12 protein-coding genes are annotated in these 12,172 nt (G+C 56.3%); 4 read left to right on the top strand and 8 right to left on the bottom strand.

The window, feature by feature from the left end:
- The first annotated feature begins 63 nt into the window (after nucleotides 1-63).
- The 4 genes from ACA057_RS18065 to ACA057_RS18050 are packed head-to-tail and all read left to right on the top strand — an operon-like array spanning nucleotide 64 to nucleotide 3,158.
- Entirely contained in the window at nucleotides 64-765 is a 702-nt protein-coding gene (locus ACA057_RS18065; RefSeq protein WP_018609115.1) for an amino acid ABC transporter permease, read from the top strand.
- 6 nt (nucleotides 766-771) lie between these two features.
- Nucleotides 772-1,515, top strand: a complete 744-nt coding sequence (locus ACA057_RS18060) for an amino acid ABC transporter permease (RefSeq protein WP_497340999.1) — start codon at nucleotides 772-774, stop codon at nucleotides 1,513-1,515.
- 23 nt (nucleotides 1,516-1,538) lie between these two features.
- Complete coding sequence (locus tag ACA057_RS18055; RefSeq protein WP_193901681.1) at nucleotides 1,539-2,267, top strand: amino acid ABC transporter ATP-binding protein; 729 nt, start codon at nucleotides 1,539-1,541, stop codon at nucleotides 2,265-2,267.
- Nucleotides 2,268-2,324: 57 nt separating this feature from the next.
- Nucleotides 2,325-3,158, top strand: a complete 834-nt coding sequence (locus tag ACA057_RS18050; RefSeq protein ID WP_497340997.1) for an ABC transporter substrate-binding protein — start codon at nucleotides 2,325-2,327, stop codon at nucleotides 3,156-3,158.
- Nucleotides 3,159-3,475: 317 nt separating this feature from the next.
- Here ACA057_RS18050 and ACA057_RS18045 read toward each other — a convergent pair whose 3' ends face one another.
- From ACA057_RS18045 to ACA057_RS18010, 8 genes are all read right to left on the bottom strand, one after another.
- Nucleotides 3,476-4,207: a TIGR03747 family integrating conjugative element membrane protein gene (locus tag ACA057_RS18045; protein WP_497340995.1), complete on the bottom strand. Its 732-nt coding sequence runs from the start codon at nucleotides 4,205-4,207 to the stop codon at nucleotides 3,476-3,478.
- A gap of 90 nt (nucleotides 4,208-4,297) precedes the next feature.
- The gene (traD, locus tag ACA057_RS18040; protein WP_497340993.1) at nucleotides 4,298-6,403 is read right to left on the bottom strand and encodes a type IV conjugative transfer system coupling protein TraD; all 2,106 of its coding nucleotides are present in this window, start codon (nucleotides 6,401-6,403) and stop codon (nucleotides 4,298-4,300) included.
- A 51-nt stretch (nucleotides 6,404-6,454) separates the two neighbouring features.
- Nucleotides 6,455-6,631 (bottom strand): AlpA family phage regulatory protein, encoded by a 177-nt coding sequence (locus tag ACA057_RS18035; protein WP_497340991.1) that lies wholly within the window; start codon nucleotides 6,629-6,631, stop codon nucleotides 6,455-6,457.
- A 115-nt stretch (nucleotides 6,632-6,746) separates the two neighbouring features.
- A complete protein-coding gene (locus ACA057_RS18030; protein ID WP_497340989.1) occupies nucleotides 6,747-7,493 on the bottom strand; it encodes a hypothetical protein in 747 nt (248 codons plus the stop codon).
- Between the two features lie 461 nt (nucleotides 7,494-7,954).
- Nucleotides 7,955-8,224: a hypothetical protein gene (locus ACA057_RS18025; RefSeq protein WP_497340987.1), complete on the bottom strand. Its 270-nt coding sequence runs from the start codon at nucleotides 8,222-8,224 to the stop codon at nucleotides 7,955-7,957.
- 360 nt (nucleotides 8,225-8,584) lie between these two features.
- On the bottom strand, nucleotides 8,585-9,859 hold the full coding sequence (locus tag ACA057_RS18020; RefSeq protein WP_497340985.1) for an MFS transporter: 1,275 nt from the start codon (nucleotides 9,857-9,859) through the stop codon (nucleotides 8,585-8,587).
- A 63-nt stretch (nucleotides 9,860-9,922) separates the two neighbouring features.
- Complete coding sequence (locus tag ACA057_RS18015; protein ID WP_497340983.1) at nucleotides 9,923-11,077, bottom strand: acyl-CoA dehydrogenase family protein; 1,155 nt, start codon at nucleotides 11,075-11,077, stop codon at nucleotides 9,923-9,925.
- A 58-nt stretch (nucleotides 11,078-11,135) separates the two neighbouring features.
- The gene (locus ACA057_RS18010) at nucleotides 11,136-12,002 is read right to left on the bottom strand and encodes an IclR family transcriptional regulator (RefSeq protein ID WP_497340981.1); all 867 of its coding nucleotides are present in this window, start codon (nucleotides 12,000-12,002) and stop codon (nucleotides 11,136-11,138) included.
- Nucleotides 12,003-12,172: the final 170 nt, after the last annotated feature.

Genomic DNA, 12,172 nt, shown 5'->3' with positions numbered 1-12,172 from the left:
CACGTCATGGCTCGCCAGACGCTTTTTATTTCTGCCCTAGCCCAATGCCCGTAGGGATTGACCATGAAGCACGACTTCGATTTGGCCGCGGTTCTGCAAGGCGAATATGCCGAGCTGATCGTCAAGGGCATCGAAACAACTCTGCAGTTGGCGCTGTTCGCCTGGCTGCTGGCGATGGCCCTCGCGCTGTTGCTGGTGACCGTGCGCCTGACCGGTAACAAGCTCGCTGATCGTCTGGTGGCCGGTTACGTGTCCTATCACCGCAATGTGCCAACGCTGGTGCAATTGATGCTGTGGTACTTCGGTGTGCCGACGTTGCTGAGCGAATCCACTCAGCTGTGGCTGGCCAACTACAGCACTGAATACCTGTTCTCGGTGATTGCCTTGGGGTTGTGTCAGGCCGCGTATTTCTGTGAAGACATCCGCAGTGGCCTGCGCGCCATTCCGGCCGGGCAGACCGAAGCGTCCCGAGCGCTGGGGCTGGGGTATGTGCGTTCGATGCGCTACGTGATCCTGCCGCAAGGCGTGCGTAATTGCCTGCCATCGCTGATCAACCACACGGTGCTGTTGTTCAAGAACACCAGCCTGGCCATGGCCATCGGTGTGGTCGAGCTGACTTACGCCACCCGCGAAGTCGAGAACTACACCTTCCGCACGTTCGAGTCCTACCTCGTCGCCACGGTGTTCTACCTGGTCTTTTCACTGCTGTTGATGGGGCTCGGCGCGCTGTTGGCACGACGCTTCAACAAAGCGCTGGCGAGGTAGACGACCATGTTCGATCTCTTTTCGATACTGCAGCAAAACTGGACCCTGTTTCTGATCGGCCAGTACCCGCACGGCCCGCTGGGTGGTTTGGCCAGCACCTTGATTCTGGCGGCACTGGCGTTGTTGCTGGCATTCCCGTTTGGTTTGCTGCTGGCGCTGGCGCGGGTTTCGCCTTGGAGGGGCCTGCGGTGGGCGGCCACGGTGTGGGTCTATGTGCTGCGCGGTATTCCGCTGCTGATGGTGATTTTCTGGACCTACTTCCTGGTGCCCTTGCTGATCGGCCACAACATCACCGGGTTCGTCACCATGCTGTGCACCCTGGTGATCTACCAGAGTGCCTACCTGTGCGAAATCATTCGCGGTGGCATCCAGGCGTTACCACCGGGTCAGTACGAAGCGTCCCGTGCACTGGGCCTCGGTTACCTGCGAACGACGGTTTGGGTGATTTTGCCGCAAGCGCTCTACAACGCGCTGCCCAGCCTGATCAGCCAGTTCATCTCGATCATCAAGGAAACCTCGCTGGGCTATGTGATCAACGTCCAGGAAGTGACCTTCGCTGCCAACCAGGTCAATAACCAGTTACTGACCAAGCCGTTTCAGGTGTTTTTTATCCTGGCGATCATCTACTACCTGCTCTGTTTTGGCCTGACCCATCTGGCCGGCTGGGTGGAGCGCCGTATCGCTCGCAAGCGTCTGGGCAACGGCGGTCCGGCCGTGGCTGCCGACCCCTTGCTGGCCATCGATAATTGAAGAGGGTTGCGTCCATGCATCCAATGATCATGTTTTCGAACATCAACAAATGGTACGGCGAGTACCACGCACTGACCGACATCACTGCCGAGGTGAAACCCGGCGAAGTGGTGGTGTTATGCGGCCCGTCAGGGTCCGGCAAGTCGACGTTGATCCGCACGGTCAATCGTCTGGAAGATATCCAGAAAGGCCAGATCCTGTTCGACGGTCAGGACGTACACGGCACCGACGCGCACATCAACCGACTGCGCAGCCGGGTGGGTTTTGTGTTCCAGAGCTTCAACCTGTTCCCGCACCTGTCGGTGCTGGAAAACATCACCCTGGCGCCGAGCAAAATCCGCAACCTCAAAGGTTCGGCAGCTAAACAGCAGGCCATGCAATTGCTGGATCGGGTTGGCCTGGCCCACAAGGCCGGGGCCTATCCGGCGCAGTTGTCCGGCGGTCAACAGCAGCGGGTGGCAATCGCCCGCGCACTGGCCATGGAGCCGCCAGTGATGTTGTTCGATGAACCCACCAGTGCCCTTGACCCGGAAATGGTCGGCGAAGTGCTGAGTGTGATGAAAGGCTTGGCCAAGGAGGGCATGACCATGATGTGCGTGACCCACGAGATGAACTTCGCCCGTGAAGTCGCCGACACCATCTGGTTTATGGACGCGGGTCAGATTCTGGAAAAGAGCACGCCCGAAAGCTTCTTCAATCAGCCCGCGCACCCGCGAGCACAACGCTTTATCGCCGATCTGCGGGCTCATTGAGCCGCAGCGGTTTTTCTTGCTCTGCCATCCGACTTTCCCATCCCCGGAGTTTTTTCCATGCGTATGAAGCATCTGTTTGTCACGCTGGCGTTAGGTCCTTTGGCTGTTGCGGTCGCGCAGGCCGATCAGTTGAGCGACATCATGGCCAAGAAGTCGTTGAGTTGCGGTGTGTACGCCGACGTGCCGCCGTTCTCGGCGCCTGATCCGAAAACCCGCGAACTGGTGGGCATGGACGTCGATTTGTGCAAGGCCTTGGCCAAGACCATGGGCGTCGAATTGGAACTCAAGCCGCTTTCGGTCGAAGCACGGATTCCTGAAGTGAAAATGGGTCGCGTCGATGTGATCTTCGCCAACCTGGCCTACACCAAGACCCGCGCCGAACAGATCCAGTTCAGCGATCCGTACTACATCGCCAAGGAAACCCTGGTGGTGCGCGCGGTCAACGCCGATCAGCCGAAAAGTTTCTTCAAGGACAAGCGCATCAGCTCCACCAAAGGCTCGACCTCCGAGCAGTCGATCCGGATTGCCGGGGCCACGCCGGTGACGTTCCAGGACACCGGCTCGGCCTACATGGCCTTGCAGCAAAACAAGGTTGTGGGTCTGGTGACCAACACCATGACCGCGTTGAAACTGGTGGGTCAGGCTAAGGAAAGTGGTGTCGAACTGGCATTGGCCAAGGAGCCGATGGCCCTCGAACCAATTGGCGCGGGTATGCGCCGGGATGAGCCGGCCTTTCTGGCCAAGGTCAACGAATCGCTGGCGTCGATGGAAAAGGCCGGCGAGATCGATGCGATCTGGGATCGCTGGATCGGCCCAAACACCGCTTACAAAATGGTTCGTGAGGACAAAGTGCAGAGCCTCAGAAATTTGAAGTTTGATCCCTTGCCTTGAGCTTAGTGAGTTGTTGCGCGGAAATCTTCTGGAGCGATCAGTTGTCCAGTTGAAAAGTCAATCCCGATGAATGTCCGCTATGTTGTCTAGCTAGAAAATTTGACTAATCCCTGCGCATCGGGGAAGGCCGGAATCTGATAAGGGTTCCGGTTTTTTTATGCCCCTCCATTAGCCATCGAAAATCTTCCTCTGATTAAGCTCAACGATTCGTGATCGGCATAGCTTTATTCGAGCGCAGAGATGGCCAAGCAAGTCCCGGATCGCTTGTAATAAACTGTGTAGTAGTACCGATACTTTGGAACGCCGATTAGTAGCCGTCAAAGATATTTTTTGAATGTTGCTGCGGTGATCGCCATTGTCACTCCAAGTAGCATGGCGCAAGGCAAAAACACAGCCATAGGGTTAAACGAAAAGGGGAGAGACAAGTAAATGATCCAGGGCACGAATAACAGTGGCGCCACTGCTCGCTTGACGCGGTGATAAACAAAGCTGCTTTCCCGCCCAGCGCCAAACTTACGCAGGTCGCGGCGCATCAAACCATCGACAAAACCGGTGAGCGTGGCCAACAAAAATAGTGGTGTTGCCAGGACTAGAATGGTCAGGCGCACCACGAAGGTAAAGGTCACATACACTGCAGCCAGCACGAAATCCTCAATGCTCACGTAGAGCTGATTGGTCCAGCTCCAGAAGCCGTTGCCCTGGCTCGACACCCGCGCCTGCCGGGCAAAATCCGCAAAGCCAGTCTTGACCAGCAGCCACTGATTTAGAGAATCCAGTACTTGAACGATCGTTTGCCCGGGTTGTTGGAGGATGAGTGAAGCTTTGAAGTGCTCGCTGAGCCATCCCAATTCGCTATTTAACATGGCCTGGCTGTGTCGCCAACCCTGATCGCCCCAGAACAGTAGCAGTCCGACGAACTCGGTGAGGATCGAGAACAACAACGAGGCAATCAGCAAGCCGATGATGCGCAGGACCAGGCTGATCGCCGAGATGATCAACCCCGGGCGCTGGATCGGTTGTGGCGGCGTGTTCTGGACGGAAGTCGCCATCGTTCACTCCATTGCGCGCTGCAGAGTTGATGTGGGCACTACGTCTTCTGGATCGTTTTCTGCTGAATCGAAACCTGTGGTGGGGTAGGGCTACCCCACCTGATCCCAATCGAAGTTTGTTGTTGGGCCGCCACCGCTTGCGCTCCACCATTGCCCCGCCTGCTCGTTGTAGGCCGCCCGCATCCGCTGAGTGAGTTCCTGCAGGTCCTTGGGCATGGCATCGTCGTTGGAGGGTTTTGGCAACGGCATGCGGACTTTCCAGAGCTGGCCACCGGCCTGGAAAGAGAACATTTGCCCTTTGGGCAAGCTGACGATGTGAGCCGGCTCGATCAACGGCACGTTTGTGCTGCTGACGCGATCCTGGGAGGACGAAGTGAAGTCTGTATTGGCTTCAGGATCGGAGGTGTCAGTCGCACCCGACACCAAGGTTCTAGTTAGCACGTTGACCTTGGGCAACTGCTGGGTGAGCAGCTCCGCGGTGGCGGTCTCGCGCACCCGCAGCATCTGCAAGGTATTGAAGTTTCCAATGACCTGGTCGGCCTTGGCCCGGTTGCCGATTCGCGCCTCGATATCGCTGAGGGTCTGGGTGTAGGCCGTCACCTGGATGCCGGCCCCGCCGCCCTTGTTGATCAGCGGGATGAACTCATCACCCATCAACTCGTTGAACTCATCGGCGTGCAGGTTGATCGGCAGCTTGTCACTGCTCCTACCCGACTGAGGCAGGCCGTGGTCGATACCATGTTTGTAGATGTGGCCCGCGACCGAAACCAAGTCGGCGAACATGGAGTTGCCCACGGCGGCGGCCACCTCAGCGTCGGTCAGCGCATCCAGACCGACGTAGACGATGCCGCGTTTTCGAATGATTTGCATCCAGTCGAAGATCGGTCGCGGGTCATCTAGGTCGGTGTAGTTGGGGGCCAGTAACTGGGCGGTCTTGCCGGTGGTGAGTTTCTCCAGCAGCGGCAGTAGCGAGGCAACGATTTTGTCGAAGTAAGTACGGTCGTAGCGTACCGCCGAACGCAGTCCGTCCAGTACCGGATCAAATACCCGCTTCACTGCCAGGTACTGCTCGATGGCCACCACCCGCTTTTCGCGTCCCACCATATGTCGAGGAATGTTCTTCTCGGTGAGCTTGCCTTCAAGTTGGACGATCACTTCCCAGGCTTTCGGATCGGTCTTGGCGAAAAACTGCTGGGCGTATTCGATGAACAGGGCGTCGATATTGACCACATGTCGCTGGATCTGCAGGTAGTCCGGACGCCGGCCCAACTCGATCAAAGCCCGGGCAATGATGTTGACGAAGCGCCAGGCGAACTCACGGAAGGCCGCAGAGTTACCTTCACCACTGAGTTGCCCAGCAATGCGTGATGCCACTTCCGAGATACGACCGAAACGTCCCACGGCATTGTAGCGCGCGGAGATCTCCGGCCAACCTAGATGGAAAACATAAAACTCCTTCTCCCGTCCGGCGCGTTTGGCTTCGACGTACATACGCTTGAGCAGGTCGGCATCGCCCTTCGGATCGAAAACGATGACCACCTCATGTTCGACGCGGTGAATGTCCTGGGTGATGTACACCTCGGCGAGTCGCGTCTTGCCGACACGAGTAGTGCCGAGCACCAAGGTGTGTCCGACCCGTTCGCCCAGCGGCAGACTGACTTCCGTTTCATTGGGCTCGACCCCATGCAACAGCGGCGAGCCACCTACCGGGGGCAAAGGGCGCAACGGATTGAAGGCACTGTCCCAGGCGGTGACACGGGCCAATGTCGAGAGCGGAAACGGTGCATGCTCCAGGCGCCGTTCGAGTCCACGGGCTAGGCGATAACAGGTCGGTTGGTCGACATAGTGGGCGACCGCCGGATCCTGGGCTTCTACCAAGCGCTGGGTGTGCAGGCGGGTCCAGCGAAAGCCGCGCCCCATGAACAAACGCTTACGACTGACCGGAATCTGCCGACTGGTCAGCTCGTAACGGGGCAGCCGACGGATATTGCGTCGATAACGCAGCACCTCCCAGGCTTGTCGCAGGCGGATAAGGCCGAATAGGGTATAGGCCAGCGCCGCAACCAGCCCGATCTCGGGTGAGAGGGCCACAGCCCAGGGCGAGTTCACGCACAACACCGCGGCGGCGACGCAGATCGCTACGGTATACAGCTCCACCGCTGGCCGGAGTTTGGACTCCATCGCATGCTCGGCCATGACCTTACTCACTGATCCAGTGAGGTGGCGGTGATCAAGACGGGGTAGTGCTCAACCGACTGCACGCAATCCAATGCGTTTAGCCTGAGGGAATTTACCTTCTTTCATCAGGTTGTAGATGTGGGCACGCTTGAAGCCGGTTTTTCGTTCGACTTCTTCGCGGCGCATGATGTGGCGTTCGACCTGCGGTAGAGGTATTTCAGCGATGGGTGAGGATTGGGCGGGCATGCTGGTCACTCCTGGCGCCGATTGGCGCGTGGTGGGAAGTGACCTGAATTGAATAGCAGAATGGGGAGGGCGTCATTGCACTGCAATTAAGGGCGTCGCAGTGCAATGCCGTGGCTCAAGTTTTTTTGTTGAGACTACGGTTGGCCGCAGCAAATTTCTCGTCAAGGGTCCGCTTGCTGAGACCGGGAATGTCTTTATGGCGTACGGTCACAGCATCGACAATCGCGGTTTGATTTTTGAACACGGAAAGCGGCTTGCCCGCGGGTGAAGAGTCCAGCATGGTATTAAGCAAGGCGCCAATGATCTGCAAGTAGGTATGTTCACTACGTTTGCTGAGCTGTCCTTGTGTTTTTACTAGAGCTTTTAGGCTTTCCTGCTCAAGTCCCAGCTCCTGAAGGTCTGCCTCAACATCCCGGAGCTGATGCTTCAGAGTATTCCTCTCTCGCAGGAGCGCATCACGGTCTGCCTGGAGCGAAAAGTATACACCTAGGCTGATTTTTCCTTGAGTGTCGTCTGCGCCGAACAGAAACTCGGGTTTTTGATCGGGGTAGTAGATTTGCATCCAATGCCGCAGGTCAGAGTGTCGTACCGTCAACAGAGTGAGTTCTACTGGGGTGCCCAGGGGCGTCGAAATACCGAAACAGCCATACGGTAATTCGCCATTCCGGACGGCGTCATAAATTTTTTCGATATTGGCTTGCAGGCAAGGCCATTGGGGAAACTGGGTCCTTAGCTTTTCTGGACAGGACCAATCAGCTTGCACTATCTGCGTTTCGTAACGAGTGAGGTTGCACCAACGCAATGCTGCGTCGATGGGTCGATAGAAGGTTTTGGCCTGCGGATTAAAGTTGTTTGAAGACATATGCTAACGGACCTCCATTCCCGATGGATAGGCCTCCTGCGAAACGTCTCTATGGCAACGTCTCTGAATCTGCATCAATTGTGCAGACACTAAACATGACATCTACCTACAGGCCTCTGGCGGTGCTGATCGCCAGTTGATTGCATCCCTCACCAAGTACTGAAATTGATAAGTGAGCCAAGGCGTTGCACCAGTGTTTCGGTAGTCCCATCGCGGTAGCTCTGTAATTGACCAAAGGGCTAATCGTCGCGACACATTGATCTGTGTGTTGAATCTCCCGAACGGCTTTCTGAAGCTATGAAGTTACTTAAAGCAACGGGCGAATGCAGTAGTGCTCTGGCTAGTGCTGCAATCGTCCTGTTGTCGCCATTCATGCAAATCAGCTCGTCTTTCCTCGCAGATTCTGCTCGATCTGACGTTCACGCCGCTGCATCCACAGGGCACTGACCAGCGCATATTCGTCAAAAAAACTGGCTTGTGGACTTGTCCAGGAGAAGTGTCCATCGACAAGTTTTAGCGCCTGCAGTCTGTACGCTAATCCCGTATTTTTCACGTGATCGATGGGGTGAGGTTGGTCTCTGACTATGGCCGCCGTATTGCGCAACCACGCCTTTTGTCATCGATCCTTCCCAGAAGGCTGATGTTGAAACCTTCGGTTTCACGGTATTGATTGCGCAACTGCTGATGGCCAATTTAATCGGAGCAAACATGATGAATTGACGAGCATTCATGGGTGCATTCCTTCCTAAATTGCGGGATGTCGGTCAAATGAAAACTGTCATCACGCCGTCTGATGGCGTGAAGCACCTTGGTTCTGCTGCATTTTCCACTCTCTGTGCTAGTAGCTGGCAGGATTGAATTCGCGTGCCTGCCATCTTGGTGGCGATGATGCCTCGCCGGAGAACCTCCTCAGTCGTGGGGCGACGAAAATTTTATATCATAATGAATTATCGGTCATTAGTGGCTTTTTGGAGCTGCACAAATTAAGTATCTAGTCGTTGGGAGCGAAAATGAGTGAATAAGGGGAGCGTTTGTAAGAACCAGCTTTTTTCATGGCCGCGCGACTGTCACTCGATGCGTGCGATGCAGGTCTATTGCTTCTGCGGATCGAATTGTTTGTCCCTGATAAACAGTGCCGGAATCACGCCACAGATGAAGTAGGCCGCGCCCATGACCAGAAAACCCACACCGATCGAGCCATGAGAGGCAAGGAACCCGATAGCGGCCGGAGCAACCGCTGCACCCAGACGCCCGATATTGTAAGCACCGCCTACGGCAGACCCGCGAAATTTTGCCTCGAAGCTTTCGGTCATGTACGTGGCGTTCACACCGTATGGAATGCCGTACAAAAAGCCGAACACCACTAGCATCCAGAGTATGTTTTCCTGGCTTTGGAAGAGCACGATAACCGGCAGGAACACTGCGGTCCCCAGAGCGCCAAAGGCGAACACGGTACGACGTCCGATCCGATCAGCCGCCAGGCCCGCAAGGATTTTTCCGAGGATCATGGCGGTGTAGGTGCCGACCATGTAGCCGGTCATGGATTTGAGATTCATGCCCAGTTCGCTTTCCAGGTACGTCGGCATCCAGTTGTTCACGCCGTAGTAGCCGAACTGTAGAAAGCCGGCAGTCAGGGCCCAGAAGATAAACATCCGACTAGCTTGCGGATCACTGAAGATCAGCTTGTACATGCTTTCGCGCTTTTCGGAGAGCCGATTTTGGGCGCCCGTGATTTTCTTCTTGGCGCGCTCGGCCTGAGCGTTGATCCAGGCTTGTGGCTCCGGCACGAAACGTTGCATCACCATGGCCAGGATCACCGGGATAATCGCGATGTAGAACAGCCAGCGCCAGCCATGGCTCGGCAGTATCCAACCCGCCAGCAGCGTCGCAACGATATAGCCCACTGACCAGCCTGCCTGCAGGGTGCCGAGTACTGTTGTGCGGTAACGGGTGGGCACGTATTCGGACATCAACGTGTTGCAAGCCACATACAATGCGCCGATACCCAGTGAGGCCACGAAACGGGTAATCGCGAACTGCCAATAGCTATGCGTCATGCCTAGCACAGCGGTGCCGACGGAAAACAGTACGATACTCCAGACAACGGTTTTCACCCGGCCGAAGCGATCGCAGGCCCAGCCACCGTAGATGCCACCGATGGCCATCCCGGCCAGGGTAAAGCTACCCAGGCTGCCGGCCTCTACGTTGCTCAGGCCGAATTCGGCCTTCAGGCTGCTGAGGCTGTAGGAAAGCAGCATCAGATCGGCACCGTCGATCAACAATCCAAGAAAGCAGAAGATGAAGACCAGCACCCAGGTACTGGTTTTGGCGTGCGTAGTCACACTCGCCTGAGCTGCAGCGTCCATGGTGTTACCTTTTTTGTATTTATTGGGGGAGGGCACTTGAATCGGAATTGAAAGCCCGGGGCCTCAGCGTTGAGCGTCGCGGATCATGTTTCGGGCGATGACTATCTGCTGAATCTGGGTAGTGCCTTCGTAAATGCGGAACAGGCGAACATCCCGATAGAAGCGTTCGATGGCGTACTCGCTCACATAGCCGGCACCACCATGAATCTGTACGCAACGGTCGGCGACCCGTCCGCACATTTCAGTGGAGAACATCTTGGCGCAGGAGGCTTCGGTGCTAACGTTACGTCCGTCGTCACGCTTGCGTGCAGCATCCAGCACCATGCAACGGCTCGCATAGATTTCAGCCTTACTGTCGGCGAGCATGGCCTGGATCAGTTGAAACTCGGCGATCGGTTTGCCGAATTGTTTGCGCTCCATTGCGTAGCGCAAGGCATCGTCGAGCATCCGTTCAGCAGCGCCGACACTCAACGCGGCAATATGCAGCCGACCTTTGTCGAGTACTTTCATCGCGGTCTTGAAGCCCACGCCTTCGACACCACCGATCAGTTGGCTGGCCGGGACCCGTGCATTCTCAAATATAACGTCGCAGGTGTGAGCACCTTTGTGGCCCATCTTGTGATCGGGCTTGCCCAGTGATACGCCGGGTGTTCCACGCTCGACAATAAACGCGCTGATGCCGGCGGCGCCTTTGATTTCGGGATTGGTTCGCGCCATCACCGTATAGATTCCGGCGTGCGGGGCATTGGTGATGAACCGCTTGGTGCCATTGAGAATGTAGCTATCGCCATCGCGTACAGCGTTGGTTTTGAGCGAGGCGGCGTCTGAGCCAGCGTCGGGCTCAGTCAAGCAGAAAGAACTGAGTAACTCGCCGCTGGCCAGCTTGGGCAGGTAGTGATGCTTCTGTTCTTCAGTGCCGTCCAAGAGGATGCCGATGGAGCCGATCCCGTTGTTGGTACCGATGTAGGAGCGAAACGCTGGTGAAGTGCGACCCAGCTCGAAGGCGATACTCACCTCTTCCTCCATCGTGACGCCCAAACCGCCAAACTCTTCCGGGAGCGTCAGACCAAACAGACCCATTTCCCGCATCTGCTCGACGATGTCGTGGGGGATTGCGTCGGTGTCAGCCACCTCATTTTCACGGGGAATCAGCACTTCGCTGACGAACTGACGAAGGGAATCCAACAGAATCTGCAGGGTTTCGGTATCACGGATCATGTGCGCTCCTGAGGCTCGCAAGCGAGCCGTTTTTTTAGGGCGCCGTTACTCCGTTGCGTCAGCGAGCAGCGGCGCCAATGTTATTGACCATGTTGATCAGGCGAGGCCCGATATCGTCCACGAGCTGTTCACGGGGTAGCTGAAAGCTCGGTCCACCGCAGTTGAAGGTCAGTAACCCGTACTGCGGGTGTAGCAATGGCACTGCAACGGAGTTGACGTCGCGGTGCCACTCACCAATCGACAGGCAGAAGCCGTAATCGGCGAAATCCCTGAACGCTTTGTCCAGGCCCTTGCGGATGGTTGGCCACTGCTCCGATTCGCGCTGGCGAATGTGGTCGAGTAAAAATTCCCGCTCGGTTTCCGGCATCGCAGCAAGGCACGCCCGACCCACCGAACTCTGTGCCAATGGCAAGTAGCTGCCGATTTGCCGGCGCATGGTCATGTTGCCCTGACCCTGAACCACATCCAGGTACACCATCTGAAGTCGATCGCGGGCGGCCATGGCGACGGCCGCTTGAGCGTGATTGGCCAACTCCTCCATCAAGGGATGAGCCACCGTGCGAATCGCCAGATTCGACAACATCGCGTAACCGAAACCCAACACACCGACGTCCAGCTGATACTTGCCTGAATGCACTTCACGTTTGAGGCAGCCCAGCCGCATCAACGTATTGGTCAGACGCGTCACGGTCGGTTTGGGCAGCCCGGTCATTCGCGCCAGGTCCTGATTGCCGAGCACGTTGTCGCGTGGCGTGAAACACCTCATCAGCTCAAGCCCGCGTGCCAACGCTGTTACGAACTGGCCACTGCTTTCGTCTTCGCTCAGCGCGCTGGCGGGGTCGAGCATGCCCATCTTCAGCAAGCCGATTTCATCCGCTCCCTTTGACTTGTCCACGGCCTGGTGATCTGCCTTGTTGCGACCCATGGTAGAACCTCGCTTTCGAGAAATGCAAGAAAATAAAATACAGTTTCGCCTGACGAAATTGTATTAGGTGCTTCACAAAAAACCAACCTGTTTCTTGGTTATGCCTAAATCACTGTAAATAAAGGGTTAAAACAGATTTATTGGTTTTCCTGTTTACAGAATTTTAGAAG

Source organism: Pseudomonas sp. LBUM1661 (genome assembly GCF_059695925.1).
This window is presented reverse-complemented; position numbering and strand designations above follow the sequence as displayed.